The organism is Bradyrhizobium sp. 26S5 (genome assembly GCF_036923295.1).
Lineage (GTDB): Bacteria > Pseudomonadota > Alphaproteobacteria > Rhizobiales > Xanthobacteraceae > Bradyrhizobium > Bradyrhizobium septentrionale.
In genome coordinates, this window is sequence record NZ_CP145948.1 from 1,001,681 (window position 1) to 1,028,209 (window position 26,529).

Annotated in this window: 35 protein-coding genes and 1 riboswitch; of the genes, 29 read left to right on the forward strand and 6 right to left on the reverse strand. The window is 64.5% G+C overall.

The window, feature by feature from the left end; translation table 11 throughout:
• The first annotated feature begins 2 nt into the window (after window positions 1-2).
• The 14 genes from urtD to V5279_RS04660 all read left to right on the forward strand — a co-directional run bounded on the left by urtD (window position 3) and on the right by V5279_RS04660 (window position 11,705).
• The gene (gene urtD, locus V5279_RS04595) at window positions 3-764 is read left to right on the forward strand and encodes an urea ABC transporter ATP-binding protein UrtD (protein ID WP_050405363.1); all 762 of its coding nucleotides are present in this window, start codon (window positions 3-5) and stop codon (window positions 762-764) included.
• Window positions 765-768: 4 nt separating this feature from the next.
• The gene (gene urtE / locus V5279_RS04600) at window positions 769-1,464 is read left to right on the forward strand and encodes an urea ABC transporter ATP-binding subunit UrtE (protein ID WP_029077744.1); all 696 of its coding nucleotides are present in this window, start codon (window positions 769-771) and stop codon (window positions 1,462-1,464) included.
• A gap of 50 nt (window positions 1,465-1,514) precedes the next feature.
• The gene (locus V5279_RS04605; protein WP_338695457.1) at window positions 1,515-2,351 is read left to right on the forward strand and encodes an urease accessory protein UreD; all 837 of its coding nucleotides are present in this window, start codon (window positions 1,515-1,517) and stop codon (window positions 2,349-2,351) included.
• A gap of 28 nt (window positions 2,352-2,379) precedes the next feature.
• Entirely contained in the window at window positions 2,380-2,682 is a 303-nt protein-coding gene (locus V5279_RS04610) for an urease subunit gamma (RefSeq protein WP_166302064.1), read from the forward strand.
• A 110-nt stretch (window positions 2,683-2,792) separates the two neighbouring features.
• Window positions 2,793-3,098 carry an urease subunit beta gene (locus tag V5279_RS04615; protein ID WP_029077741.1) on the forward strand — a complete coding sequence of 102 codons (306 nt, stop codon included), beginning with the start codon at window positions 2,793-2,795 and terminating at the stop codon, window positions 3,096-3,098.
• 147 nt (window positions 3,099-3,245) lie between these two features.
• Entirely contained in the window at window positions 3,246-3,800 is a 555-nt protein-coding gene (locus V5279_RS04620) for an HD domain-containing protein (RefSeq protein WP_338695459.1), read from the forward strand.
• A gap of 1 nt (window position 3,801) precedes the next feature.
• Window positions 3,802-5,517: an urease subunit alpha gene (ureC, locus tag V5279_RS04625; RefSeq protein WP_338695461.1), complete on the forward strand. Its 1,716-nt coding sequence runs from the start codon at window positions 3,802-3,804 to the stop codon at window positions 5,515-5,517.
• Between the two features lie 50 nt (window positions 5,518-5,567).
• A complete protein-coding gene (locus V5279_RS04630) occupies window positions 5,568-5,867 on the forward strand; it encodes a putative quinol monooxygenase (RefSeq protein ID WP_166302073.1) in 300 nt (99 codons plus the stop codon).
• A 27-nt stretch (window positions 5,868-5,894) separates the two neighbouring features.
• Window positions 5,895-6,194: a putative quinol monooxygenase gene (locus tag V5279_RS04635; protein WP_338695464.1), complete on the forward strand. Its 300-nt coding sequence runs from the start codon at window positions 5,895-5,897 to the stop codon at window positions 6,192-6,194.
• A 7-nt stretch (window positions 6,195-6,201) separates the two neighbouring features.
• Window positions 6,202-6,846 carry an urease accessory protein UreE gene (locus V5279_RS04640; protein ID WP_338695466.1) on the forward strand — a complete coding sequence of 215 codons (645 nt, stop codon included), beginning with the start codon at window positions 6,202-6,204 and terminating at the stop codon, window positions 6,844-6,846.
• The gene (locus tag V5279_RS04645; RefSeq protein ID WP_338701850.1) at window positions 6,827-7,564 is read left to right on the forward strand and encodes an urease accessory protein UreF; all 738 of its coding nucleotides are present in this window, start codon (window positions 6,827-6,829) and stop codon (window positions 7,562-7,564) included. Before V5279_RS04640 ends, V5279_RS04645 begins: the two co-directional genes overlap by 20 nt.
• Before the next feature lie 186 nt (window positions 7,565-7,750).
• Complete coding sequence (ureG, locus tag V5279_RS04650) at window positions 7,751-8,410, forward strand: urease accessory protein UreG (RefSeq protein WP_166211009.1); 660 nt, start codon at window positions 7,751-7,753, stop codon at window positions 8,408-8,410.
• 419 nt (window positions 8,411-8,829) lie between these two features.
• Window positions 8,830-10,491, forward strand: coding sequence for a CHASE domain-containing protein (locus V5279_RS04655; protein WP_029077734.1), 1,662 nt, complete (start codon window positions 8,830-8,832; stop codon window positions 10,489-10,491).
• Between the two features lie 185 nt (window positions 10,492-10,676).
• A complete protein-coding gene (locus V5279_RS04660; protein ID WP_338695470.1) occupies window positions 10,677-11,705 on the forward strand; it encodes a cytochrome-c peroxidase in 1,029 nt (342 codons plus the stop codon).
• 47 nt (window positions 11,706-11,752) lie between these two features.
• Here V5279_RS04660 and V5279_RS04665 read toward each other — a convergent pair whose 3' ends face one another.
• A complete protein-coding gene (locus V5279_RS04665; protein WP_338695472.1) occupies window positions 11,753-11,893 on the reverse strand; it encodes a hypothetical protein in 141 nt (46 codons plus the stop codon).
• A 334-nt stretch (window positions 11,894-12,227) separates the two neighbouring features.
• Here V5279_RS04665 and V5279_RS04670 point away from each other — a divergent pair, with 334 nt between their 5' ends.
• On the forward strand, window positions 12,228-13,211 hold the full coding sequence (locus V5279_RS04670; RefSeq protein WP_338695474.1) for a hypothetical protein: 984 nt from the start codon (window positions 12,228-12,230) through the stop codon (window positions 13,209-13,211).
• A gap of 125 nt (window positions 13,212-13,336) precedes the next feature.
• Here V5279_RS04670 and V5279_RS04675 read toward each other — a convergent pair whose 3' ends face one another.
• Window positions 13,337-13,699: a methylamine utilization protein gene (locus V5279_RS04675; RefSeq protein WP_338695476.1), complete on the reverse strand. Its 363-nt coding sequence runs from the start codon at window positions 13,697-13,699 to the stop codon at window positions 13,337-13,339.
• 219 nt (window positions 13,700-13,918) lie between these two features.
• Here V5279_RS04675 and V5279_RS04680 point away from each other — a divergent pair, with 219 nt between their 5' ends.
• Window positions 13,919-16,831: an EAL domain-containing protein gene (locus tag V5279_RS04680; protein ID WP_166302094.1), complete on the forward strand. Its 2,913-nt coding sequence runs from the start codon at window positions 13,919-13,921 to the stop codon at window positions 16,829-16,831.
• A 109-nt stretch (window positions 16,832-16,940) separates the two neighbouring features.
• Here the strand turns inward: V5279_RS04680 and V5279_RS04685 are convergent, their stop codons facing one another.
• The gene (locus tag V5279_RS04685) at window positions 16,941-17,489 is read right to left on the reverse strand and encodes a sigma-70 family RNA polymerase sigma factor (RefSeq protein WP_029077729.1); all 549 of its coding nucleotides are present in this window, start codon (window positions 17,487-17,489) and stop codon (window positions 16,941-16,943) included.
• On the reverse strand, window positions 17,489-17,695 hold the full coding sequence (locus tag V5279_RS04690; RefSeq protein WP_029077728.1) for a NepR family anti-sigma factor: 207 nt from the start codon (window positions 17,693-17,695) through the stop codon (window positions 17,489-17,491). Before V5279_RS04690 ends, V5279_RS04685 begins: the two co-directional genes overlap by 1 nt.
• Before the next feature lie 268 nt (window positions 17,696-17,963).
• Here V5279_RS04690 and V5279_RS04695 point away from each other — a divergent pair, with 268 nt between their 5' ends.
• Window positions 17,964-18,776, forward strand: a complete 813-nt coding sequence (locus V5279_RS04695) for a response regulator (protein ID WP_016847263.1) — start codon at window positions 17,964-17,966, stop codon at window positions 18,774-18,776.
• 71 nt (window positions 18,777-18,847) lie between these two features.
• Here the strand turns inward: V5279_RS04695 and V5279_RS04700 are convergent, their stop codons facing one another.
• Window positions 18,848-20,059 (reverse strand): cytochrome P450, encoded by a 1,212-nt coding sequence (locus V5279_RS04700; protein WP_338695486.1) that lies wholly within the window; start codon window positions 20,057-20,059, stop codon window positions 18,848-18,850.
• Window positions 20,060-20,171: 112 nt separating this feature from the next.
• Here V5279_RS04700 and V5279_RS04705 point away from each other — a divergent pair, with 112 nt between their 5' ends.
• The 3 genes from V5279_RS04705 to V5279_RS04715 all read left to right on the forward strand — a co-directional run bounded on the left by V5279_RS04705 (window position 20,172) and on the right by V5279_RS04715 (window position 22,102).
• Window positions 20,172-20,894, forward strand: a complete 723-nt coding sequence (locus tag V5279_RS04705; RefSeq protein ID WP_338695488.1) for a TetR/AcrR family transcriptional regulator — start codon at window positions 20,172-20,174, stop codon at window positions 20,892-20,894.
• 125 nt (window positions 20,895-21,019) lie between these two features.
• The gene (locus tag V5279_RS04710) at window positions 21,020-21,901 is read left to right on the forward strand and encodes a DMT family transporter (protein ID WP_338695490.1); all 882 of its coding nucleotides are present in this window, start codon (window positions 21,020-21,022) and stop codon (window positions 21,899-21,901) included.
• Between the two features lie 60 nt (window positions 21,902-21,961).
• Window positions 21,962-22,102, forward strand: coding sequence for a hypothetical protein (locus V5279_RS04715; RefSeq protein ID WP_156928304.1), 141 nt, complete (start codon window positions 21,962-21,964; stop codon window positions 22,100-22,102).
• Between the two features lie 30 nt (window positions 22,103-22,132).
• On the opposite strand, the gene V5279_RS04720 is transcribed toward V5279_RS04715, so the two are convergent.
• The gene (locus V5279_RS04720; RefSeq protein WP_166302106.1) at window positions 22,133-22,375 is read right to left on the reverse strand and encodes a hypothetical protein; all 243 of its coding nucleotides are present in this window, start codon (window positions 22,373-22,375) and stop codon (window positions 22,133-22,135) included.
• 178 nt (window positions 22,376-22,553) lie between these two features.
• Here V5279_RS04720 and V5279_RS04725 point away from each other — a divergent pair, with 178 nt between their 5' ends.
• From V5279_RS04725 to V5279_RS04765, 9 genes are all read left to right on the forward strand, one after another.
• Entirely contained in the window at window positions 22,554-22,727 is a 174-nt protein-coding gene (locus V5279_RS04725; protein WP_166302109.1) for a hypothetical protein, read from the forward strand.
• Window positions 22,696-22,887 (forward strand): hypothetical protein, encoded by a 192-nt coding sequence (locus V5279_RS04730; RefSeq protein ID WP_166293483.1) that lies wholly within the window; start codon window positions 22,696-22,698, stop codon window positions 22,885-22,887. The genes V5279_RS04725 and V5279_RS04730 overlap by 32 nt, the downstream gene beginning before the upstream one ends.
• Before the next feature lie 60 nt (window positions 22,888-22,947).
• Window positions 22,948-23,008: riboswitch (Fluoride riboswitch) on the forward strand.
• 72 nt (window positions 23,009-23,080) lie between these two features.
• The gene (locus V5279_RS04735; RefSeq protein WP_338695498.1) at window positions 23,081-23,254 is read left to right on the forward strand and encodes a hypothetical protein; all 174 of its coding nucleotides are present in this window, start codon (window positions 23,081-23,083) and stop codon (window positions 23,252-23,254) included.
• On the forward strand, window positions 23,251-23,637 hold the full coding sequence (crcB, locus tag V5279_RS04740; protein ID WP_338695500.1) for a fluoride efflux transporter CrcB: 387 nt from the start codon (window positions 23,251-23,253) through the stop codon (window positions 23,635-23,637). The genes V5279_RS04735 and crcB overlap by 4 nt, the downstream gene beginning before the upstream one ends.
• Before the next feature lie 143 nt (window positions 23,638-23,780).
• Window positions 23,781-24,041 carry a hypothetical protein gene (locus V5279_RS04745; RefSeq protein ID WP_224741888.1) on the forward strand — a complete coding sequence of 87 codons (261 nt, stop codon included), beginning with the start codon at window positions 23,781-23,783 and terminating at the stop codon, window positions 24,039-24,041.
• Between the two features lie 30 nt (window positions 24,042-24,071).
• On the forward strand, window positions 24,072-24,752 hold the full coding sequence (locus V5279_RS04750) for a transglutaminase-like domain-containing protein (RefSeq protein WP_338695503.1): 681 nt from the start codon (window positions 24,072-24,074) through the stop codon (window positions 24,750-24,752).
• A gap of 79 nt (window positions 24,753-24,831) precedes the next feature.
• A complete protein-coding gene (locus V5279_RS04755) occupies window positions 24,832-25,758 on the forward strand; it encodes a DMT family transporter (protein WP_338695505.1) in 927 nt (308 codons plus the stop codon).
• Window positions 25,759-25,838: 80 nt separating this feature from the next.
• Window positions 25,839-26,036 carry a hypothetical protein gene (locus V5279_RS04760; RefSeq protein ID WP_166302120.1) on the forward strand — a complete coding sequence of 66 codons (198 nt, stop codon included), beginning with the start codon at window positions 25,839-25,841 and terminating at the stop codon, window positions 26,034-26,036.
• Between the two features lie 133 nt (window positions 26,037-26,169).
• Window positions 26,170-26,343: a hypothetical protein gene (locus V5279_RS04765; protein ID WP_165126501.1), complete on the forward strand. Its 174-nt coding sequence runs from the start codon at window positions 26,170-26,172 to the stop codon at window positions 26,341-26,343.
• Window positions 26,344-26,529 lie beyond the last annotated feature (186 nt).

The following is a 26,529-nucleotide window of genomic DNA, read 5'->3' on the forward strand; positions in this document are numbered from 1 at the left end:
AGATGAACGTCATGGATACCCGCGCCACTTCGGCCATGCTCTATCTCGACGGCGTGCACGTCTCGTTCGACGGTTTTCACGCCATCAACAATCTGTCGCTGACGCTCGCGCCCGGTGAGATGCGCGCCATCATCGGCCCGAACGGCGCCGGCAAGACCACGATGATGGACATCATCACCGGCAAGACCAAGCCGGACGAGGGCACGGTGCTGTTCGACGGCACCGTCGACCTGACCCGGCTCGACGAGACCCGGATCGCCGAGCTCGGCATCGGCCGCAAGTTCCAGAAACCGACGGTGTTCGAGAGCCAGACCGTGCAGGACAATCTGCTGCTCGCGCTCAATGTCGATCATTCCGTGCGCGGCACGCTGTTCTGGCGCGGCAGCAAGGCCGAGTCCGAGCGCATCGACAAGGTGCTCGAGACCATTCGCCTGACCGATGCGCGCAACCGCCTCGCCGGCAGCCTGTCGCACGGCCAGAAGCAGTGGCTCGAGATCGGCATGCTCTTGGCGCAGGACCCCAAGGTGCTGCTGGTCGACGAGCCGGTCGCCGGCATGACCGATGTCGAGACCCATCTGACTGCGGAGCTTCTGAAGGAGATCAACAAGAACCACACCATCATGGTGGTCGAGCACGACATGACCTTCGTGCGCGAGCTCGGCGTCAAGGTGACCTGCCTGCACGAAGGCACGGTGCTCGCCGAAGGTTCGATCGACCAGGTGTCGTCGAATGAGCGGGTGGTCGAAGTGTATCTGGGGCGCTAGCGCGATGCTGAAGATCGACAACATCAACCTCTATTACGGCGCGGCGCAGGCCTTGCGCGGCGTGTCGCTGACCGCAGAGCCCGGCAAGGTCACCTGTGTGCTCGGCCGCAACGGCGTCGGCAAGACCTCGCTGCTGCGCGCCATGGTCGGGCAATACCCGATCGCCTCCGGCGCGATCAATTTCGACGGCAAGGACATCACCGCGCTGAAGCCCTACGAGCGAGCGCGGCGCGGCATCGGCTTCGTGCCGCAGGGCCGCGAGATCTTTCCGTTGCTGACGGTGGAAGAAAACCTCAAGACCGGCTTCGGCCCGCTGAAGCGCGAAGACCGCAACATCCCCGATGACGTGTTCTCGCTGTTTCCGGTGCTGCAGACCATGCTGGGCCGCCGCGGTGGCGACCTCTCCGGCGGCCAGCAGCAGCAGCTCGCGATCGGCCGCGCGCTGGTGATGCGGCCAAAGCTGCTGCTGCTCGACGAGCCGACCGAAGGCATCCAGCCCTCGATCATCAAGGACATCGGCCGCGCCATTTCCTATCTGCGCAACCTCGGCAACATCGCAATCGTGCTGGTCGAACAATATCTCGACTTTGCCTGCGAACTCGGCGACAGTTTTGCCGTGATGGACCGGGGTGCGGTGAAATATGCCTGCGACCGCGCGAACCTCGATCCCGCCGAGATCAGCCGCCAGATGGCGCTGTGAACCAGCTATGACGCCGCCTCGCGCGGCGTGCGTGAGGGAGCATCGGGGGAATGCGGACCGGGATCGGAGGCGCGGCAGCGGCGACGTTTGCGGCCAACCGCGCCCAGGGTGCTGTCAGGTTCGGCGTGCACCGCAAGGATGGCGCCACCCGCCGCGGCGACCTGCATGAGTCAGGCTCGCTGCGCGTCCGCTTTCCATCGCCGGAGGACGACGGCCTCTCGGCCATGTTCGTCAACACCGCCGGCGGCATTGCGGGCGGCGACCGCTTCGACATCGCGATCGCAGCCGGCGAGGGCACCCGCCTGACGCTAACTACGGCAGCGGCGGAAAAGGTCTATCGTGCGCCGGCAGCGCCGGCTCGACTCGATATTGCGCTGAAGGTCGCGGACGGTGCGCATCTCTCCTGGCTGCCGCAGGAGACAATCCTGTTCGACCGCGCACGTATTGTCAGGAGCTTCGACATCGATCTTGCGGAAGGCGCTTCGCTCCTGCTCTCCGAGAGCGTGGTGTTCGGCCGTGCTGCGATGGGCGAGACCATGCGCCATGGCGAATTCGTCGACCGCTGGCGGATGCGGCGCGGCGGCCGGCTGGTGTTTGCTGAGACGATCCGGCTCGACGGCGAGATCGGCCAGAAGCTCGCACGGCCCGCGATCGCTGGTGGGGGCTGCGCAATCGGCACGGCGCTGATCGTGCCGGGCGACGAGGCTTTGATCGAGCGCATCCGCGAGGCGTCGGACAGCTTCGGCGGCGAAGTCGGTATCTCCGCCTGGAATGGCTTTGCAATGGCACGCTTCTGTGCCCAAGATGCGGCCCGGCTGCGCGCCGATATGATGACGGTGCTCGGCCGCGCCTCCATGGTCCCGCTGCCGCGGCTGTGGCTCAACTAGACCTCATCAGAACGATCAGAGTGCTCGCATGAATTTGTCTCCCCGCGAAAAGGACAAGCTCTTGGTTTCGATGGCGGCCATGGTGGCGCGCCGCAGGCTGGAGCGCGGCGTCAAGCTGAACCACCCCGAGGCGATCGCGCTGATCACCGATTTCATCGTCGAGGGCGCACGCGACGGCCGCACCGTCGCCGATTTGATGCAGGCCGGCGCCAAGGTCCTGACCCGCGATCAGGTGATGGCCGGCATCCCCGAGATGATCCACGACATCCAGGTCGAGGCGACATTCCCCGACGGCACCAAGCTCGTCACCGTGCACGAGCCGATCCGATAGTCACGAGCGTCATTCCGGGGCGGCCGGAAGGCCGAACCCGGAATCCAGAGATTGTTTAAGGAGATTCCGGGTTCATGCTTCGCATGCCCCGGAATGACGAGGAGAAGGACATGATCCCCGGCGAACTCTTCATCAAGGACGGCGAGATCGAGCTCAATGCCGGCCGCAAGACCGTGACGCTGTCGGTCGCCAACACCGGCGACCGTCCGATCCAGGTCGGCTCGCACTACCATTTCTTCGAGACCAACCCGGCGCTGAAATTCGACCGCAAGAAAGCCCGCGGCATGCGCCTCGACATCGCCGCCGGCACCGCCGTCCGCTTCGAGCCCGGCCAGACCCGCGACATCAAGCTCGTCGCACTCGCCGGCAAGCGCGTGATCTACGGCTTCCGCGCCGAGGTGAAGGGGAAGCTGTGATTCAATGTGAGGTGAGCACCCTGGTTGGGCTCCCTCCCCCCTTGCGGGGGAGGGTTGGGGAGAGGGGTAAGCCCCGGGCGCTGACAGACGTCATTCTTCGGCTCTGCTCTGATTGTGAGTGTGAACAAAGGGGAGCACTGTAGCCGCATGCTTCCGGCGCTCCGCATGGTCTCCGAGGCTGCCGAGCTTGCCGCGCGCCGTCATAACGGGATGGCGCGCAAGGGGCGGGGGAGCGAGCCTTACATCAATCATCTCGCCGAGGTCGCGAACCTGCTGGCGCAAGTGACCGATGGCGCCGATGCCGAGCTGGTGGCGGCCGGCTGGCTGCACGACACCATCGAGGATACCGAGACCACGCGCGAGGAGCTCGCGCAAAAATTCAGCGAGCGTGTTGCCTCGCTGGTGGTCGAATGCACCGACGACATGAGTCTGCCCAAGGCCGTGCGTCGGCAAAGGCAGATCGATGATGCTCCGCATAAGTCGCCTGATGCGAAGCTGATCAAGACCGCCGACAAGGTCAGCAATATCGGCGCCCGGATCGTGCCGCATCCAAGCAAGGACGAGCGCGACGATCTGGCCGATTATGCGGCCTGGGCCGGCAAGGTTGTTGCCGGTTGCCGGGGGATCAATTCGCGGCTCGACCGTATTTTCGACGACACCATTGCGCGCGCCAAGGCTGCGCTGGCTGAAACTGGGGGCTGATATGTCCGTGAAGATCAAACGTTCCGTCTATGCCGACATGTTCGGGCCGACCACCGGCGACAAGGTGCGGCTCGCCGACACCGATTTGATCATCGAGGTCGAGAAGGATCTCACCACCTATGGCGAGGAGGTGAAGTTCGGCGGCGGCAAGGTGATCCGCGACGGCATGGGGCAGTCGCAGGTGACCAATGCGCAGGGTGCGGCCGATACCGTCATCACCAACGCGCTGATCGTCGATCACTGGGGCATCGTGAAGGCCGACGTCGCGATCAAGGAGGGCATGATCGCCGCGATCGGCAAGGCCGGCAATCCGGACATCCAGCCCAATGTGACCATCATCATCGGGCCCGGCACCGATGTGATCGCGGGTGAGGGCAAGATCCTCACCGCCGGTGGATTCGACAGCCACATCCACTTCATCTGCCCGCAGCAGATCGAGCACGCGCTGATGGCTGGCGTCACCTCGATGCTGGGCGGCGGCACTGGCCCCTCGCACGGCACCTTCGCCACCACCTGCACGCCCGGCCCGTGGCACATGGGGCGGATGATCCAGTCGTTCGACGCCTTTCCGGTCAATCTCGGCATCTCGGGCAAGGGCAACGCCTCGCGCCCGGCGGCGCTGGTCGAGATGATCAAGGGCGGCGCCTGCGCGCTGAAGCTGCACGAGGACTGGGGCACCACGCCATCGGCCATCGACACCTGCCTGTCGGTCGCCGACGATTACGACGTCCAGGTGATGCTGCACTCGGACACGCTGAACGAATCCGGCTTCGTGGAGGACACGGTCAAGGCATTCAAGGGCCGCACCATCCATGCCTTCCACACCGAGGGCGCCGGCGGTGGCCACGCGCCCGACATTATCAAGATCGCAGGCCTCAAGAACGTGCTGCCGTCCTCGACCAATCCGACAAGGCCGTTCACCCGCAACACCATCGACGAGCATCTCGACATGCTGATGGTGTGCCATCACCTCGATCCGTCGATCGCCGAGGATCTCGCCTTCGCCGAAAGCCGGATCCGCAAGGAGACCATCGCCGCCGAGGACATCCTGCACGATCTCGGCGCGCTCTCGATGATGTCGTCGGACTCCCAGGCGATGGGCCGGCTGGGCGAGGTCATCATCCGCACCTGGCAGACCGCCGACAAGATGAAGAAGCAGCGCGGCGCGCTGCCGCAGGACAAGGGCAACGACAACGACAATTTCCGCGTCAAGCGCTACATCGCCAAATACACCATCAACCCCGCGATCGCGCATGGCGTGTCGAAGCTGATCGGTTCGGTGGAGAAAGGCAAGCTGGCGGACCTCGTGCTGTGGTCGCCGGCGTTCTTCGGCGTCAAGCCGGACTGCATCATCAAGGGCGGCTCGATCGTGGCGGCGCCGATGGGCGATCCCAACGCCTCGATCCCGACGCCCCAGCCGGTGCACTACCAGCCGATGTTCGCCGCCTTCGGCAAGGCGCTGACCGCGTCCTCGGTGGTGTTCACCTCGAAGGCCGCGGTTACCGGCGGCCTCGCACGCAAGCTCGGGATCAGCAAGAAGCTCTACGCGGTGCAGAACACCCGCGGCAAGATCTCCAAGAAGAGCATGATCCACAACGATGCGACGCCGAACATTGAGGTCGACCCCGAGACCTATGAGGTACGCGCAGACGGCGAGCTCCTGACCTGCGCGCCGGCCGAGGTGCTGCCCATGGCACAGCGTTACTTTATGTTCTAAAACCGCTCCCGGTATCCAAAGCCAAAAGAGAAAAATCGGGAGGAATTTCCGTGATTTACGTCGTAGCCACGCTGACCATCAAGCCCGAGTCCCGCGCCGAATTCATCGCCGCGGCGACCGCCTGCATCAAGGAAACCCGCAAGGAGCCCGGCAACATCGCCTATGATTTGCACGAGAGCGTCACCGACCACAGCAAGATGGTGTTCGTCGAGCAGTGGGAGAACGCCGAGGCGCTGGTGCCGCATCGCACCGCCGAGCACATGAAGACGTTCGGCCGGGTCGCCGTGAAGTGCATGGCCGCGCCGCCCAAGATCGAGGTGATCACGCCCGAGAAGGTCGACGTCCGCTAAAATAACAACAAAAACGGGACAAACAGCATGATCTATGTGATCGCCACCACGCCGATGAAGCCGGAGAATAAGGACGACTTCATCAAGGGCCACAAGGCCTGCACGGTCGAGACCCGAAAGGAGAAGGGTTGCATCTCCTATGACGGCAATGTCAGCGTCAACGATCCCAACCTCTATGTGGTGGTCGAGCGCTGGGAGAGCCGCGAGGATCTCAACGCGCATGCCAGGGCGCCGCACATGAAGGTATGGCGCGAATATTCCGCGCAGATGAAGACCGGCCCGACGGTGATCGAGATCATCAGTGACGCCAAGGTCGAGAAGCTCTGAGGCATCGATGATCCGCGCAACCAAGGTTCTGGGACAGCATCGCTGGACTGAAGCGGCGGCCGATACCGTCGTGCTCGATTTCGACGACCGGCACCGGCGGCGGATGGCGATGACCGGCACGCGCGGGCTCGAATTCCTGCTCGATCTCGAGAACGCCGTCGCGCTGCGCGGCGGCGATGCGCTGGTGCTGGAGGACGGCCGCCTTGTCGAGGTGGTCGCGGCTCCAGAGCCGCTCGCGGAAATCCGCGGCAGCGATCCGCATCATCTGATCCGGGTCGCCTGGCATCTCGGCAACCGCCATCTGCCGACGCAGATCATGCCGAAAGGCCTGCGCATCCGCCGCGATCACGTGATCGAGGCGATGGTGAAGGGGCTCGGCGCCCGTGTCATCGAGATCGAGGCGCCGTTCGATCCCGAGGGCGGCGCCTATGCCGAGCATGCGCACGCCGATGAGCACGCGCATGGTCATACCGGGCACGATCACGCTGATAGCCATGCGCACGATCATGGTCATCATCACGGTGATGGTCACCATCACGATGATGGACATCACCATGATCGCGCGCATGACCACGACCACCACCATCATGACGAGCATTGCGATCATGCTCATCATCACCACGACCACTCCCATGCTCATGACCGCAAATGAGCCTGATCCCGCCGCGGTGCGCGGCGGAATCACGGAGGATGAGGCAGCCGCGCTGTACCGGCTGATGACGTGGCTGTCGCCGTCCTTTCCGGTCGGGGCGTTCGCCTATTCCAGCGGCATCGAATGGGCGGTCGAGGCCGGCGACATCACCGACGCCGCCTCGCTGCGCGGCTGGCTCGCGGCGATGCTCGCTGACGGCAGCGGATTTTGCGACGCCCTGTTCCTGGCGCAAAGCCATCGCGCGGCGTCGGAGCACGACCACAGCGGGTTGAAGGAGATCGCCGAGCTCGCCGCGGCCTTCGTGCCGTCGCGCGAACGGCAGCTCGAGACCACGACGCAAGGACGCGCCTTCATCGAGATCGCCCGCGCGGCCTGGAATTCACCCGGCCTCGACGCGATGATTGCGGCCTGCGATGGCGCGATCGTCTATCCCGTCGCGGTCGGCATCGTCAGCGCCGCGCATGGCATTCCGCTTGCGCCGTTGCTGCGCGCCTTCCTGCACGCCGTCGTCTCCAACTGGATTTCCGCAGGCAGTCGGCTGATCCCGCTGGGCCAGACCGACAGCCAGCGCGTGCTGGCCGATCTCGAGCCGGTCGTTGCCGCGACCGCGACGCGAGCCGGCGCCGCCTCGCTCGACGATCTCGGCAGCGCGACCTTTCGGGCCGATCTCGCCAGCCTGCGTCACGAGACGCAATATACGAGGCTGTTTCGGTCATGATGCGCAATCGAGCGACAATGCCAGCGCCGCGTCCTCAACCGTCGTCTCGGCGCAGGCCGGGACCCATAACCACAGGCTTCTGTGCTTGTGCAACGCTGGGGCTCCAGCTTCTCGCAACAATTCAATTCGGTGGTAATGGGTCCCGGCCTGCGCCGGGACGACGATAACAGAGAGAGAGCTTCTCACATGCCCACTTCTCATGGCCCGTTGCGGGTCGGCGTCGGTGGTCCGGTCGGCTCCGGCAAGACCGCGCTGATGGACCTGCTCTGCAAGTCGATGCGCGAGCGCTACGACATCGCCGCGATCACCAATGACATCTACACCAAATGGGACGCCGAGTTCCTGGTGCGCTCCGGCTCGCTGACACCGGACCGCATCGCCGGCGTCGAGACCGGCGGCTGCCCGCACACCGCGATCCGCGAGGACGCCTCGATGAACCTCGCCGCGGTCGCCGACATGCGGGCCAAATTCCCCGATCTCGACCTGGTGCTGATCGAATCCGGCGGCGACAATCTGGCGGCGACCTTCTCGCCGGAATTGGCCGATCTCACGATCTACGTCATCGACGTTGCCGCCGGCGACAAGATTCCCTCCAAGGGCGGCCCCGGCATCACGCGATCCGACCTCCTCGTGATCAACAAGATCGACCTCGCGCCCCATGTCGGTGCGTCGCTGGAGAAGATGGACACCGACGCCCGGCGGATGCGCGGCGAGCGGCCCTTCGTGATGACCAATCTGAAGAAGAGCGACGGCCTCGACCGCATCATCAGTTTCATCGAGACCAAGGGCGGCCTTCGGTCGCAGGCCACGGGCAAGGCGGCCAAGGCACGTACGAAGGCGGGCTGACAAGGCAGGCTGACGTTAATCATTGTGGCAGACCGCTCGCGCCGGCTGCTCGCCCCGTCATCCTGAGGAGCGCGTAGCGCGTCTCGAAGGATCGACGGCCACCAGCCGGGCCGTGCATCCTTCGAGGCTCGCTCCGCTCGCACCTCAGGATGACGGTAACCCTCGTCAAGCCGCCGCGAAAAAGCTGCGCAATCGCCGGAACAATTTCCAACTTTGACGATTAGCAACCTTTGGCGCCGCCAAAGACCGCCGGGTGGCGTCGTCGTTAATGTTGCCGACCGGCTCCTGTTGCGTACCGATGATCGCTATTCCATATTCCTTTGCGGCCGGCCGTCTTCGCACCCTGAGTTATCGCCGCTCCCGCAGAAGCCAGATGCTTTCCGTCCCCTTTCGCCACCCCCTGATTGCCGAGTAAGCGTGTGGTTCGACTGGGCTTCATCGTTGCCTTGATTGCACTGATCGGAGTTCTGCTCTCCGGTCTTGCCGCCTATCGGGTGCACGATCAGGAGCTCGCGATCGACGGTATCGCGCTGGCGCGGGCGATCGACGTCCATGCCAGCTTGGTGCAGGACCGCCTGACCGAGCGCGAGCTGCTGGCGCGGGTGGCCTCGGGGTTGTTCCGGACGCCGTCGATGGTGAAGGCCAATATGCTGCAGCCGCTGCGCTCGGCGATCTACGCCTTCAAGACCGATTTCGTGTTCGCCGCCTGGATCGCGCGGCTCAAGCCGGACGAACTGGCCGCGGCGGAGGCCGAGCTCAAGGCCAATGGCTTCACCAATCCGACCATCCGGGACTTCGACGACCAGGCGCTCGACCTCAAGGCGCTCGACAAGCCGATCAACGTGCTGATGGACGTCGAGCCGCGCAATCCCGAAACCCTGAGCATCCCGGGCCGCGCCTTCGACCGTCATTCGGTGGTCGGTCCGATGCTGGCGCGGGCGATGACAGACGCCAAGCCGGTGGCCTCGGACCCGGTGCCGCTGCTGCGGCAGAACGGCCCGGTCGGCGTCGTGCTCGCCGCGCCGGTGTTCCAGGAGGGCGCATCCGAGCCGGCCGGCTTCATCACCTTTTCCTACGAGCTGTCGTCGCTGATGCTGACCAACGACGATTCCTCGCTGTTCGCGGTGGCGCTGAAGGATCCGCGCGATTCCAACGACGAGTTTACCGCCAACGAGCAGGGCATCGTCACCTCGCGCGCGGTGCGCCAGGACGGCCCGATGCCGTCGATGGTCCGCACGGTCACATTCGGCGGCCGCGACTGGTCGCTCGACTATTACGCCAAGAGCAATGCCACGGTGCGTGCGCAGCAGACCGCGACCATCGTCGCGGCGATCGGCCTGGCGCTCACCGGCATCGTCTGCGGCCTGTTCGGCTATGTCGCCTACAACAACCTGCGCCTCAGCCGCGAGATCGAGGTCCGGATCGGTTTCGAGCGCCGGCTGACCGCGGTCATCGACGAGCTCAACCATCGGGTCAAGAACATCCTTGCGGTGATCCAGTCGATCGTGACCCGCACGCTGCGGCACGGCGCCGATATCGACGTCGCGCGCGAGCTGTTGATCGGGCGCATCCATGCGATGTCGAACGTCGTCACGCTGCTCAGCGAGAGCCAGTGGCAGGGCGTCAAGCTGAAGGGCCTGTTCGAATCGCGCTCGATCCCGCATGCCGACCGGATCGCGGTGAACGGACCCGACATCACGGTGAGCGCGCGCGCCGCGCAATCGCTGTCGCTGTTGTTCTTCGAGCTCGCCTCGCACTCCGACGAAGGGCTGTCGCTGGTCGGCAAGCATCCGCACATCGTCGCCAATTGGGAGGTGGTCGGCGACGGCGAGGACGCGGTCTTCAATTTCCGCTGGGAGGAGTTCAACACCAGCCAGGCGACGCGGCGGGCCGACAGCGATTTCGGCCTGATCCTGCTCGACCGTGTCGCGCCGGAGGCGCTCGGCGGCACCGCGAAGCGCTACTTCACCGACGTCTCCTATGTCTACGAGCTGACCGCGCCGATGGACACCGTGGTCGACATGACCGAGCGCGACCGCACCGAGCAGATCTCCGCGCCGGTGCGCCCCGTGAAGAAGTAGCAGCTGCAGCTCCCTTAGGTTGTGCTACTCTGTCGCTGCCCGGATTGATCGAAGTCAAGCGCGCGCGAAGCGCCGGCATCATTCGTGACCGGCGCCGGCCATCCGTACTAACCCGCAACCGATTGTTAAAACTTCGTTGAACATGCTTCGGCATATACCGGGCAGGATACCGTCTGAGGACCCCGATGAGGCTTTGGGTCAGCCTGACCTTGCTCGTGGCAGTTTTGCCGGTAGGGCTGTCGCTTGCGCTGACCCCGGCGACGGCGCCTGGCGACCCTGCGACAATTCGTGCCAGCTATCGTCGGCCGGAGGTTGTTCCCTTCCCGAGCAGCAATCCCTATTCGGAGGCGAAATCCGCGCTTGGGCAGATGCTGTTCTTCGATCCGCTGCTGTCGCGGTCGAAGACGCACTCCTGCGCGAGCTGCCACAGGCCAAGCCTGTCCTGGGCCGACGGCCTGCCGCGCGCGATCGGTGAGGACCCGAAAGGCCTGCCGATCCGCTCGCCGACGCTGATCGACGTGGCCTTCTTCGAGCCCCTCGGATGGGACGGCAAGTTCAAGGATCTCGAATCCGTGGCGTTCGGCCCGATCCTGTCTCCCATGAACCTGAATATGACGGAGCCGGAATTGATCGCGCGCCTTGCGGCGATCCCCGGTTATGTCGATGCGTTCGGCCGCGCGTTCGGCGACGGCGCGATCACGCGGCCGAGGATCGAGCAGTCGCTGGCGACCTTCGAGCGCTCGATCATTGCAGGCGAGGCGCCGTTCGACCGCTGGATCAAGGGCGACAATAGCGCGATCGGCGCATCGGCCCAGCACGGCTTTGAGCTGTTCAACGGCAAGGCGCGTTGCTCGGCCTGCCACAGTGGCCCGTCCTTCTCCGACGGATCGTTTCAGGATATCGGCACCGCCAAGGGGCATGACATCGGGCGCGGCCGTTTCTTTCCGACGTCGGCGAAGCTGAAATATGCATTCAAGACCCCGACCTTGCGCGACGTCGCGCGCCGCGCGCCCTACATGCACGACGGATCGGTCGCGACGCTGGAAGATGTCATCGAGCTGTACAACAAGGGCGGGATCGAACGGCCGAGCCGATCGCCCGACATCAAGCCGCTGTCGCTGACGGCAGCCGAGAAGAAGGATCTCATCGCCTTTCTTGAAACGCTGACCGCCACCAATCCACCGGTGCCCGGGGTGCCCAAGCTGCCGCGATGACCGCGGCCCAGGCTGTCGAGAACAAGGCTGTCGAGAACAGGACTCGCTCAGGCCAGGTGCGGCAGCGCAGCCCCGAGCAGGCCAAGTCCGACGATCAGGAAGGCACCCGCGCAGGTCTCCAGCGTCTCCACGCGCGAAGGATGCGATTTGGTCACGTAGGCGAGGGCCGAGCCCACCCCGATACTCACGACACTCAACGCTCCGAACATTGTACCGGCCTCCCGAACCGATTTGTCCGGATTTCACTACGACAGTTGAATTGAGCTCCCGTGCCGGAATTAGCTAAAATTTGAGGGAACCGGCTGTAAAGACTGCACAAAGGGACGGGCTGGGCTGGTCCGTCGCAATTAACCACAATGCAACCAGCGGCTGTCTGGGGCAGGCGCAAAGCTTAAAATTTGATATAAGTTAAACAAGTCCTTAAGCGTGTGTGTGTGGGCGGTTGGTTCAATGTTTAGTGGATGGGCGCGAGATGCCGGCTCGGCTGTGCGCTCCTTTTCTGCCACGTGCCTTGCAGCGGTTTTGTTTTGTGTCGTAGCCGCGCGCAGTGCCGAGGCGCATGTCAAATGGTTCTGTGCCTACGACGTCGCCGGCCAGCCGCGCGGACTCGAGAATGTCCTTTGCCTCGACTTTGAACTGCTGCTCGGCATCGCCGTCTTCTGGCTGTTTGCGGGCTGCGTGATCGAGCCGACGTCGCTGGGGGACGCGACGATCCGGGTGCTCGACCGCGTCACCGCGGGATTGCGGCTGCACACCGAGTTGATGATGCGCGCGGTCTGCGCGTTCTTCTTCATTTCGATCTGGACCGTCGGCGGCATCCTGCTAACCCCCGAGTTGAAGACGTCGTCACCGCTGGTCGGCGCGCTGCAACTCGGCATCGCCGCCGGCATGCTGTCGCGACGCACGATGCCGCTGTCGGCCGCCGGGATGGCGATCCTGTTCGGAATCGGCGTCCAAGGCTACGGCGTCTTCCATCTCGCCGATTACCCGATCTTTCTCGGCGTTGCCGCCTATTTCGCGCTGGTCGGGCTGAACAAGGATCTGTTCGGAATCCGGCCGATCGACGTGATGCGGTACGCCGCGGCGGTGACGTTGATGTGGGCCTCGATCGAAAAATGGGCCTATCCGGAGTGGAGCTTCCCGCTCCTGATCGAGCATGCCTCGATGACCCTCGGCTTTGACAATGAGTTCTACATGCGCGCCGCGGGCATGGTGGAATTCACGCTCGCCTTTGCCTTGATCTGGACGCCGTTGATCCGGCGCTGCGCCGCCGCCGTGCTCGCCGGGATGTTCATCAGCGCGTGCTTCGAATTTGGCAAGATCGACACGATCGGACATTCGGCGATCATCGCCGTCCTGTTTGCGATCGTGGCCGACAACAAGGTCCTGCAACGCGATCGTCGCCCGGCGTGGCTCGCCCCGGTCGCGCTCTGTGCCGCGCTGTCTCTGACGCTATTCGTCTACTATTTCGGCCATGCCGCGATCTTCAAGACCTCGGTCCTGTAAGATCGTCGCCAGAGCATTTTCGGTTCTGATTGAATCAGAACCGAAGCTCTAGATTCTTGTTTTGGCGCGTTTTCTTCACGCGAACCGGCGTCCACTTCGCTCGAAAACGCTCTAGTTGAGCCTGGCTATTTGGCGACGTGGACGGCGAGCTTCATCTTCGGATGAATGCCGCACAACACGGTGTAGTCGCCGGGTACCGAAAAGGTGACGTCGAATTTGCTGCCCGGCTGCTGGTCGCCGGAGTCGAAGCTGAACGTCTCGGTGCTCAAATAAGCGTGATGCAACAGCTCGCCGTCATCGTTAACGAACCGTAAAGCCTCGCCCCGCTTGATCGAGATTTCCGCGGGTTTGAATTCACGATCCTTCTGCGAAATGACGTACGGGGCTGCACCCAAAGCGGCTCCGGTGAGCACTCCCGTGACAATCGCGGAAAATGGCACACGGCTGAACTTGCCGAGGCGCAAGCCGCGCAACAAGCCTGACTGCATGAGACCCCCGCCTGAACCTCGACCACCGGATACCGCTACACAAGGCTGCAAAAGTCGCCTCAGGGATTACCTGTGAGGGTGATTATCGCAAGCTGATCTTAACGATTTCAGCATGAGTTCCAGTCACTACTAAGGCAATTTTGAGCAGACAGTCATTTTCCGCATGCGCTGCGCGTTTCTGCGTAGCTTGAGTACCGAGCACTACGGCGAAACGCGGGCATGGATAGCCTCTTGGGCAATCTCACGGTGAAGAGCAGTGCGGCGCTTCGGTACGCAACCGGCCGCCTGTCGCGCTTTGCGCTGACGACTGGCTCGATCCGCGCCCAGATTCTGATCTTCTGCCTTGCGATGAGCGCCATTGCCGTCGCGCTCGGCGGATACTCCATCCTCGGCATCCGTCACGCCGGCGATCTGGTGGCCAAGACGTTCGACGAATCCCTGATGTCGATCAACTACGCCCGCGCGGCGGGCGCAGATTTCGCCACAATGCGGGTGGCTTCGTCGCAGCGCCTGCTGACCACGGATCCCGAGATCCGTGCCAGCCTCGACAGCCAGATCGAAAAGCTCGCCAGGACGCTCTCGGAAGACCTGACGATCGCTGCCGACCGGTCGCAGTCCTCGCGGGCTGCGCAAGCCGCCGCCAAGGTTCAGGAAGCCGCCGACGCCTGGATGGCGCTGCATCGCCGTGCGATCGGATCGCCCCTGGAGGGAAGCCCGGCGTCGGATCCGCCCGCATCGAGTACGACGGTCGGCGACGTCGATCGTTACTCCAAGATCGTCGGCCAGCAGGTCGAGCTGCTGGTCAACTATACGGCTGGCGACGGCTTCCTGTTCCGGCAGAAGGCGCTCTCGACCATCAAGCGTGACCTGCAGCTCAACGTGGCCGGGCTGACCGTCGCGCTGTTCCTGTCGGCACTGTTTTCATGGTTGCTGGCGCGCCGCATCATCGGACCGGTCGCCATTGCATCCCGCGCCGCGCGCAGCATCGCCGGCGGCGACCTTGATGCGACCGTCCCCAAGGGCGGCACCGACGAACTGGGCATCCTGCTGACCGCCATGGAAACGATGCGCGACAATATCAGGCGGATGGTCGATCAGGAGGTGTCGCAACGCCGCTCCGCGCAGGCGCGGCTTTCGGATGCGCTCGAAACGTCGCGTGAAGGCGTCGTGCTGCTCGATGCGGACGGCCAGATTGCCCTGGCCAACTCGCGCGCCAGTGAATTCATTCGTCTCTCGCCGCAGCTGCTGCAATCGGATCGACTGGAGGCTCCCGAGCTCGCTCCGACCGAAGGTGACATCGACGGTTTCGCGAGCGAAGCGCAGCTGTCCGACGGACGCTGGCTGCGCGTCAGCCGGAGCGAGACGCAGGAGGGCGGCGTCGTCCTCGTCTACAGCGACATCTCCGCGCTGAAGCAGCAGAAGGCAGAGCTGCACGAAACCAATCTGCGGCTCGATGCGGCGCTCACGCATATGTCGCAAGGCTTGTGCCTCTACAACAGCGAGGCGCGGCTGCAGGTCGCTAATCGCCGGTTCTGCGAGATCTTCGATATTTCGCCGGAGCTCGTCGTTCCCGGCATGACCATGGAGGACGTGCTCGACCTCAGCATCGCCGCGGGCAATCATGGCGATCGCACCGTCGCCGACCTGCTGGCCGAGCGCGAGCGATCGATGGGCCAGCAGGAGGGCGGCAACTATCTGCAGCATCTCAGCGATGGACGGATCATCGCCATCGCGCAACGGCCGACCTCCGACGGCGGCTGGCTCGTCACCTGTGAGGACGTCACCGAACAACAGCGCGCCGAGTCGCAGATCGCGTTCATGGCCCGGCACGATGCCCTGACCAAGCTGCCGAACCGCACTTTGCTCGCCGAACGGATCGAGCTGGCGGTTGCTCAGGTCGGCCGTGGACTTGGCTTCGCGGTGTTCTGCCTCGACCTCGACAATTTCAAGCAGGTCAACGACACGCTCGGGCATCCGGTCGGCGACGAACTGCTCTGTGCGGTCGCGGACCGGCTCAACGCCTGCGTCCGTGAGGTCGACACCGTCGCGCGTTTGGGCGGCGACGAGTTCGCGGTCATTCAATGCGGCGTCCAGGGCGGAGACGAGGCCGAGCGCCTCGCTCGCCGCATCGTCGAATGCGTCGGCGCCCCGTACGAACTGAACGGGCATCGCGTCATCGTCGGATGTAGCGTTGGCATCTCGATGTCGCCGGGCGACGGCACCACCGGCGAGAAGCTTCAGAAGAACGCCGACGTCGCGCTGTACCGTGCCAAGATGGAAGGCCGGGGCACCTGGCGATTTTTCGAACCCGCGATGGACGCCAGCCTGCAGCGGCGCCGGGCGCTCGAGCTCGACCTTCGCGAGGCGATGGTCAAGGACGAGTTCTCGCTGTTCTACCAGCCGCTTTACGATCTCAATCTCGACCGCATCTGCGGCTTCGAGGCGCTGCTGCGCTGGCATCACCCGAAGCGCGGACTGGTGCCGCCCGACCAGTTCATCCCGATCGCGGAAGAGATCGGGCTGATCTGCCCGCTGGGAGAATGGGTGCTCAATCGTGCCTGCGAGCAGGCCGTCACCTGGCCCAGCGAGATGAAGCTCGCGGTCAACGTCTCGGCGGTCCAGTTTCGCGACCCCGACTTTATCGACGTTGTCGTCAACGCGCTCGCCGCGTCAAAATTGTCGCCGCGCCGGCTGGAGCTCGAAATCACCGAATCCGTCTTCCTCGCCAACAGCAACGAGACCCTTGCCACGCTGCACAAGCTGAAGGCGCAGGGGCTGCGCATTGCGCTGGACGATTTCGGCACCGGCTATTCATCGCTGAGCTATCTGCGAAGTTTTCCCTTCGACAAGCTCAAGATCGACAAATCCTTCGTGCGCGACGCGACGGCGACGCATGGATCGAAGTCGATCGTCCGCGCCGTCATCAGTCTCGGCAAAAGCCTCGGCATGACCACGATCGCCGAGGGCATCGAGACCGTCGAGCAGCTGAATCACATGCGGGCGGAAGGTTGCAACGAGGCCCAGGGCTTCCTGTTCAGCCATCCGGTCCCGGTGACCGAAATCGCGGCCAAGATCCTCGAATTGAGAAACGGCTTCAAGCCGGCCGCTGTCGAGAAGGCGATGGCCAGCTAACGCTGCGAAGACGAGGCGTCTGCCGGTCGCGCGAACGCGATCTCGTTGTTTCCCAATCAAAAAGGCGGCCCGATCGGGGCCGCCTTTTCGCATTCAACATCGGTCGCGCTCAGCCGCCATTGCCGCCGATCACGGCGCGCACGGTGTTGTCGGGGCCGAAATCCTCGGCGCTATCGACATAGAGCAGCGCACTCAGCTTCGATCGCGCGCGGTTGACGCGGCTCTTGATGGTGCCGACCGCGCAGCCGCAGATCGCCGCGGCATCCTCGTAGGAGAAGCCGGAGGCGCCGACCAGGATCAGTGCCTCGCGCTGGTCCTGCGGCAGCTTTTCGAGTGCGGTGCGGAATTCCTCGAACTCCAGATGAGCGGTCTGCGACGGCTGGCTCTTCAGCGTCTTGGCATAGTTGCCCTCGGCGTCCTCCACCTCGCGCCGCCGCTTCCGGTAGTCGGAGCGAAACAGGTTGCGAAGGATGGTGAACAGCCACGCGGGCAGGTTCGAGCCAGGCTGGAACGAGTCGATATTGGCGATCGCGCGCAGCAGGGTCTCCTGCACCAGATCGTCGGCGCGGTCACCATTACCGGACAGCGAGATCGCGAACGCGCGCAGGCTCGGGACCGACGCAAGAATGTCGTCGCGAAGTTCATTCGTGAGAGGCATTAGTCCCCTCCATTGTTCTTGTCGGTATCACCACCCCCGGCGACGGCCGCCGCGGCAGCCTCGGGTCCGTCGAGTTTGCGGATCAGCTCCGCAAAGCGGTCGGGCACCCCCTGTCGCACCACGTCGTCGTACATGGCGCGAAGCTGGTGGCCGATTCTCGATTGAATCTCGGCGTTGAGACCGCCCTGCTTCTTTACTTCCTTCATGATGTGATCCACGCTTCCCCGGGAGTTAAGTCTCTGATTTCCAAGATGTTTCCTCGAAATTAGAGGCTGGCCGCGTTGCCTCGTCGGTCACGAGCTAATGCAAAGTTGCGCAGAAAGTTCCGGAAGGCTGGAACTATTTCGTGGAACTTTTTCGTCGTTCACGCGTAATCGGGATGCAGGGGAACCGGGGGGTGCCTCGAAATGGATGCGCCGCCCCCGGACAACGGGTTTCAGGCCGGCAGGCCTCACGAACAAGGATGGAGTGGGAATGTCCCGATCGCAGATCGTTGCCGAACACCTTCCGCTGCTGCGCCGCTATGCCCGCGCACTGACCGGAAACCAGGCGTCGGGGGACGCCTATGTCGGGGCCATGCTCGAGGCCCTGTTGCAGGACGGATCGTTGCTGGACCAGACGCACGGCCCGCGCGCCGGGCTGTTTCGGCTGTTCACCCAGATCTGGAATTCGGTGTCGGTGAATAACAATGACAATGCCGACGTGGCGACGCTGTCGCTGCCGCCGGAGCGCCGGCTTTCCAACATTACGCCGCTGCCCCGCCAGGCCTTCCTGCTGCTGTCGCTTGAGGGCTTTTCGGAGGAGGAGGTCGGCTACATTCTCGGCACCGACATCGCCGAGACGCGCAAGCTGACCGATGCCGCCGGCCGCGAGATGGCCGCCGAGATCGCCACCGACGTTCTGATCATCGAGGACGAGACCTTCATCGCCATGGACCTCGAGAGCCTGGTGAAGAATCTCGGTCACAACGTGATCGGCGTTGCGCGCACGCACTCCGATGCGGTGGCGCTCGCCAAGAACAAGAAGCCCGGCCTGATCCTCGCCGACATCCAGCTCGCTGACGGCTCGTCGGGCCTCGATGCGGTGAACGAGCTGCTGCGGACCTTCGAGGTGCCGGTGGTGTTCATCACCGCCTATCCCGAACGCTTCCTGACTGGCGAGCGGCCGGAGCCGGCATTCCTGATCTCGAAGCCGTTCCAGCCGGCAATGGTGTCGGCGGTGGCGAGCCAAGCGCTGTTCTTCCAGCGCAACTCGCGCAATCGGACGCCGCGCGCGGCGTCAGCATGAAGTTCTGAAGGTAAGCTGGTCGACTGATCCGGCGCATCGCAAGGTGCGCCGGATTTTTCTAGGGTGGCCTGCTATTTCGGTGTGACGCGGACCGGCATCGTGCTGAGCGCCCGCAGGCCCGAGCTGTCGCGGAAGGCTGAGGGGCCCGCAATGTCGAACTGCTTCACGCGGGCCGCGAGCGCTGCGATCACGGCCTCCGCCTCCAGCCGCGCCACCATCTGCCCGACGCAGCCGTGGATGCCGATGCCGAACCCCATGTGCCCGGACAGCCGCCGTCTGATGTCGAACTGGTCGGCATGCTCCCAGCGCGCCTCGTCGCGGTTGGCGGAGGCGAGCAGCAGCAGCACCTTCTTGTGCTTGCCGATCCCAACGCCCGCGATCTCGGTGTCATGCGGCGTGGTGCGGAACACGAACGGCGCCGGTGAATCGAAGCGCAGCGTCTCGTCGAACGCCGCGCGCGACAGCGACGGATCGGCCGCGAGCAGCACCCATTGGTCAGGATGGCGCGCGAGCGTGTACAGCGCCATGCCGATCGCGCTGATCGTGGTGTCGAGCCCGGCCGAGAGCAGCGAACGCACCAGCAACGGCGCTTCCTCCGCGCTGATCTCGCCGGTGTCGGCCGCCTCGTAGACCTGCGCGCCAAAGCTGCCCGGCCGCAGCGCCTCGCGCTGACAGCGCGCCGCGACCCAGGGCAGCACGCGCGGCGCCTCTTTCATCAGGTTGCGAAAATAGTCGTTCTCGGGTCCGAAGCCGGCGAACACCATCGCGCCATAGGCCAGGAAATTCTCGCGTCCCTCCTGGTCGATGCCGAGCGCGTCGGGAAACACGCTGACCGGAAACACCTCGGCGATGTCCGTGATCGCGTCGAACGATCCGCGCGCGACCAGTTCGTCGACCAGCCGTGCCGCCTTTGCCTTGAAGTCGTCCGCGAGCCGTCGCATCGCGCCGGGCGAGAGGATGCGCGCGAGCACCGCGCGGGTCCGGGTGTGCAGCGGCGGATCGGCTTCGAGCACGATGCTCGGCGGCCGCCACGGCTTTTCCTTGAAGTGGTTGGCAAGCCCGGCGCCGCCGGCGTTGCTGAAGTTGGCATGGTCTCCGAAGACCGTCTTGACCTCGGCAAAGCGCGGCACCGCCCAGATGTCGTATTTGGTCAGGCGAATGACCGGCGCCGCGGCACGCAGCTCCGCGTAAGTGCCGTAGGGATCGGCCCGCGTTGCAGGGCTGAACGGATCGAAATCGCTGCGGACAATTTCGCCGGCGAGGGGGCTCGCAAGGGCGCTCATTGCATCCTCCCGTCTTATGATCAGTTAATTGACCATAGTTAATTAACTCGGGTATGGCAAGGGGAGCCTCGTTTCGATTCCATCGGCACGGAAAAGGCTCTAGGAGACGGCAATGTCGATCGAGGAGCGATCCAAAGGCGGGCGGCGCTTTCAGCGCCGGGCACGGCAGGAGGCCGACAAGGAGGCGTTGAAGGCGCTGATCCTCGAGACCGCGCGCAAGGAGTTGGCCGCCGGCACGCTCGAGACCGTCTCGATCCAGAAGATCGCCGACGCGATCGGCTACTCCAAGGGCACCGTCCTCAAATATTATCCGACCAAGCTGCTGCTGCTGCTCGCTGTGAAGCAACAGAACCTCGAGGCGGTGGCCGAACAGCTCGAACGGGTCCGCGCGCAAACCGCCGACAGCGATTTGCGGCTGCGGCGCGTGATGGAAGCCTATCTCGACTATTGGGCCGACAATCCCGATCACTTCCGTTCGCTGTTCTCGATGTCGGGCACGGTCGAGGACCGCCGTTTTCCCGACGGCGTCTATTTCGGCGAGACCGAGATCGCGCGCCGCAGCTACGAGCTGTTCGTCACCTCGGTGCGGGAATTCCTGGCGGCACATGGCGCCGAACCGCCGTCGGGCCTGCCGCAGCGGCTGGCGACTGCGCTGCTTGCGGCCGTGCATGGCGTGGTCGCACTCACGCTCGGTACGCCCACCATGAAACTGCCCGACATGCGCGGCACCGGCCGCCTGCTGATCGCGAGCCTGATCGACGCCTGGGCGAGCAAGCTTGCCGCCGCACGGAAAAGCGAGGGCTGGCCGCGGATCACGATCGGCACCTTCGCCTGACCAAGTGGGATCGGAAGGGACACGCCGGATAATTCGCGCGTTCAACGCCCGCCCGCATACGCGATGCGATGTGGCATGCGCGATGCGCTGTGGAATCACGCTCGTCCGCCTGCTAAGCGCGGCCGATGGATACGACTCAACGCGATAGAACAGTCGGTTTTCTCTGCCTGGTCATCACGGCGTTCGGCTGGGCCCTGAACTGGCCGCTGATGAAGCTGTTGCTGCAGCAATGGCCGCCGCTGTTCGCCCGCGGGCTCGCCGGCACCTGCGCGGCGGTGATTCTGGGCACGCTGGCGCTGGCCCGCGGCCAGTCGCTGGCCGTGCCGCGCGAGGCGATCCCGCGGCTGTTGTTCGCCTCCTTCACCAATGTCTTTGCCTGGATGGGCTTTGGCACCATTGCGATGAAATTCGTCACCGTCGGCGAGGGCGCGCTGTTGGCCTACACGATGCCGATCTGGGCGATGCTGTTCGCCTGGCCGGTGCTGCACAGCCGCCCGACCTTGCGGGATCTCGCCGCGCTGCTGCTCGGCGTCGCCGGCGTCGCGCTCCTGCTCGGCGGCAGTGGCTTTGCGTTCAGCGCCGGCAAGCTCACCGGAATTGCGCTGGCGCTCGCCTGCGCCATCCTCTTCGCGCTCGGCAATGTGCTGAACCGCAAGCCGCTGCCGATGCCGCCGCTCGCGGTGGTCGCCTGGCAGGTCGGCATCGGCTGTCTCGTGATGCTGTTGCTCGGCATTCTCTTCGAGCACCCGAACTATGCCGCGATCACGCCGTTCGGCCTCGGCTGCTTCGCCTACATGACGCTGATGCCGATGGGCATCTGCTACCTCACCTGGTTCGAAACGCTGCGCCGCCTGCCGCCGACATCGGCGTCAACCGGCATGCTGCTGGTACCTGTCATCGGCGTGGTCTCGGCCGCGATCATCCTCGGCGAGCCGCTTGGCCTGCGCGAGATCGGCGCGATGGCGCTGACGCTTGGCGGCGTAACGCTGGCGCTGCAGCGGGCCTGAGCGCACGGCGGACGGAACCGACGTTCGCGAGGCGCGTTCTCCCCAAAAGGGAGCTTGGCCATGCGAAAGGCAATCGCGCGGCTTGATGCGGAGCAGAAGGCGCAGCTGCTTTATCTCGCGGATCTCGGCACGGCGATGTTCTCGTCGGCGCTCGTGGTCTCGATCCTGAAGGGGATCGTGGACCTCTTCGTCGCGGCTTGAGCCGCGACAGTCCTGCGCGCCAACGCGCCGCTATTCCTCTTGCGGCGCGTCCCCTTGGACGTGCCCGTCCGGCCCCCGATTAAACACCCCATACTCGCTCGATTTCACCCCGGCTCCCCCATCGATGCCGTTGCCGGCCAGGCCGAGCTTGAGCAGCTCGCGAACCGCCGCAGCACGAGTCGGCATGCGGTGCTTGAAGCGGAAATCGTCGAGGGCAGCCAATTCCTCGGGTGACAACATGACTTGAAGACGTTCAGCGCGAAGCTCATTCATCGCAAATCGCCCAGAATTAGTTAGTTGAGTAATTTGCTAAACGAACCAAGTTGCGGCGGGTTCCTCAAGCTCCTAAAAAAACATCAATTTAGCATTTTTATCAAGTAATATCAATGACTTAGACAAAAGATTGAGGAACGATCCGGATGCCTCTCCGTTGTCTCGCGGGAGTGATGCCATGACCAACCACGTCAAGTTGCCCCGCAAACTTTCCGAGGAGCCGGAAGCCCCGGAACCGCGGCGTCCGAGCCACGCACAGGTCATCGATCAACTGGACCGCTGGGCCAACAGTCCCGGTCTGCAACCGCCAAGGATGAGTGATGAAGACGATTCAGAAGCGGAAGCGATCTGAACCCCACACATTTGAGCAGCGCCTCGAGGAGCACCGTGCGCGGCTGGAAAGCCGGCTCGCACAGCTGCCGCGCGGCGCCGAACGCGAGCAGGTTGCTGCGCGCATCGAGCAGCTGCGGACCGCCGTCGAGCTGAACGCGATGCTGTCGATGGGCGAGTGAACCAACAGCGAAGCGGTGGGAGGGCTACTTGCTCCCGCCGCGCCGCTCGCCTACCATTCCCGCGTTGATGGGGATGGAGTCCCCCGATAACCGCCGCAAGGCTGATGGCTCCTACCGGGCGCGAGAGCGTCGGTAGGAGCATGCGCCACCGCCGATCCGCTACGCGCGCCCCGCGAACGAGAAGGGGCAGAGCATGACGGGTCTTCCTGGGTCACTCTCAATCGCATTGTCGCTGGTCGGGTCGATCTGGCTCGTCGGCGTCGTCGCCCTGTGGGTCGGCGCGCCGGGCGAGCCGGTCGCCGCGACCTTCGTTGTTGGGCTTGTGGCAGGCATCGTCGAGTGGCGGGGCGGAAAGGTGAGGCATTGAACGTTCAATTGTTGGCGGCGGTCGCGATCGGCGGTTCGCTGGGGTCGGTCGCGCGCTATCTGGTGGCGATCGGCGCGGGACGCCTGGTCGGCACGGAATTTCCCTGGGGTACGCTGGCGATCAACATCGTGGGCTCGTTCCTGATCGGCGTCTTCGCGGAATCCTTCGCGTTGAGCTGGAATATCAGCCAGGCGACGCGGGTGTTTCTCACCGTCGGCATCTGCGGCGGCTTCACCACCTTCTCGACCTTCTCGCTCGATGCCATCGTGCTGATGCAGCGCGGCGAGTTATGGTCGGCCGGGGCCTACATCGCGGCCTCCGTCGCGCTCTCGATCCTCGCGCTGTTCGGCGGCCTGCTGCTGGTCAGGGCGCTCGCGGCCTAACCAGCCGTCCTGCCGATCCGTGCCGTTCCAGAAAAGTGAAGGGCTGGAGGTATCGTCTGCCGCCCGGAATCCTTGGCGCGCCCGGGACCAGCCGGTAGTATGGAACCCGGATGATGGTCAGCGGACAAGGGAAAGAGCGGGGGATGAAGCATGTCGACGTCGCGGTGATTGCTGCCACGCTTTGGCTGCTGGCGTCGATGGTGCTGGACATCCTGACGCCGAAGTCGATCACCGCCTTGATGATCGCTGCCGCGCTTGCCCCGCCGTTCCTGATCGGGATCGGCATCCATTTCGCGCGCGAATATTTCAAGGCCAAGCGGCGCAACTACCCGCCGCCGCAGGGACAGACGCTTCAGGACCTGAGCGGGGCAGGGCTGCAAGAAGGGCCGCACGAGCCGCATTGAACTGCGCAAATGGCTTGCTAAGCTCGCGCCATGACCGAGCATCTTCCCGATACGATCAGCCGCCTCTACACTGTTGCAGGCGAATATGTCGACAGCGATCATCCCGCCGTCGCGGCGTTCGCCCGCGCCGCCGTGCCGGCCGACGCCAGCGCGCGCGAACGAGCGAGCCGGCTCTACACCGCGGTGCGCGACGGCATCCGCTACAATCCCTATGTCAGCATGCGCTCGCCGGAGAGCTTCCGCGCCTCCAGCGTGCTCGCCGCCGGCAACGGCTATTGCGTCGGCAAGGCGGCGCTCTATGCGGCGGCCTGCCGGGTCCACGGCATCCCGGCCCGGGTCGGCTTCGCCGACGTCCGCAACCATCTGACCACCGAGAAGCTGCGCCAGAGCATGGGCTCGGACCTGTTCACCTGGCACGGCTTCACCGAAGTGTTCGTCGACGGCGCCTGGCGCAAGGCGACCCCGACCTTCAACGACACGCTGTGCGCCAAGCTCGGCGTCAAGCCGCTCGATTTCGACGGCCATTCCGATGCGCTGCTGCATCCCTTCGACGGCGCCGGGCGTGCCTACATGCAGTATGTCAACGACCACGGCACCTATCACGACGTCCCCGCCAAATTCCTGATGCGCGAGATGGCGCGCGACTACGCCAACATGCAGGGCGAGGACATGTCCGGCCGCGACATGGAGCGGGAAGCCGCCGAGCAGTGAGGCTGTGCGCGCGCCGCGGCGGGCGGCTGCGCTGACGGGATTTGTCTTCGTCGATTGTGCCGGCTGAGGGGGCGGTGTCATGGATGCGGAGTTGCCGAAAGCTCCGGCCGTCCGTCCGGCCACGGGCTGGGAGGACGCGGTCGCGCTGACCGGCTTCATCCTGGTTGCGGTCGGGCAGGCCTCCAACCAGGTGCTGGCGCGCGGCCTTGCCGGCTCGGTGCCGCCGTTCTCGCTGGCCTTCTTCCGCTGGAGCATCATCGCGATCGGGCTGGCGCCGTTTGCGATCGCGGCTGTCAGGGACGGCAAGATCCCGCTGGCGCAGAACCTTTGGCCGATCCTCGCCGCGGGCTTCCTCGGCATGTTCCTGTGCGGCGGCCCGGTCTACATCGCGGGCATCACGACGACCGCAATCCATATCGCGCTGATCTTCGCGCTGTCGCCGATCATGGTGTTCCTGATTTCGGCCGCGCTCGGCATCGAGCACATCGGTCCGCTGCAATGGCTCGGCACCGCGCTCGCGCTGGCCGGTGCGCTGTTGATCGTCTCGGGCGGCCATCTGGCAACGCTGACGCAATCGAGCGCGGCCTGGGGTGACCTGCTGGTGGTGCTCGCGATGCTGGGCTGGTCCGGCTACACGCTGATGCAGTCGCGCGTCGCACCGCGCGCCTCGCTGCTGGCGCGGGTCAGCCTGTTCTCGGCGGCCGGCGCGCTGTGCTCGCTGCCGCCGGCGATCCGGGAGATGTGGGCCACGCCGGCGGAGGTTTTCAACGCCAGGGCGTTCGAGGCCTATGTCTTCGCCGGCCTCGTGCCCGGCCTGATCGCCTATGCCGGCTTTGCCTGGCTCGGCGCAAGGTTCGGCTCGGTGCGGACGTCGCTCGTGCTCTACGTCGCGCCGATCGCCAGCGCGCTGTTGTCCTGGATCATCCTCGGCGAGCCGCCGAAGCTGATCCATTTGATCGGCGGCCTTTTGATCCTCGGCGGCGTCTGGGCCAGCCTGCGCAAGTAGAGCCAGTTCCCACGTGTGCAACCTTTTCCGGCCTCGTGCGTTGAATCCAGCGTTGATTCAAGAGCTTAGTTGGAGGCCATATGAATTTGACTCCCCAGCAGCGGAAGGCCCGCAACGAGTTGCGTCAGCAAGAGGCGTCGGAGGCGATAAAGGAGCATCGCGCCAGCGAGAAGGCCTTCTACGAGAATTTCAAGCGGCTCAAGGCCGAGCGGCAGGCGCGCGAAGCCGCGCAGTTCCAGACGAAGACGCAAGCTGCTTCGAAACAGGCTTCAAAATAAATCTGGGAACGTCACCCCCATTGTCCGGATTGCCCGGACGTTACCGGCCGAAAAGGAGTGGAAGCGATCGGAAGGGGCAGTCGAGTTCGCCCCAATGACGAGATGAAATCTCCAGCCCACGGAGGGACGTCCGATGTATTTTGCCGACAGCAAGACGGTGACCTGCAAATGTGGCGAGCCCCTGAGCGAATTGATGCTCGTCGACGACCAGACGACCGGAATCAAGTTTCACGTCGGTCGTTGCCTGTCCTGCCGTGAAGTGACAGTCGTTCGTTCCCAGGACATGCCAGCAAACGACAACGCGTAGTCAGGCGGTCCTCTCACCAGTGGGGGATCAGCCCTCGGTGCCTCACTTCAAATGCAACCGGTGAGTGAGATGCTGGCGGACGGCCACCCGCAGCTCACCGCCAAAAAGAGCAGGGCGCGACCGGCATCACCACGGTCGCGCCCTACGTCGCCGGTCAATGGGGCAGGGGGAATAACCGGCTCTTGC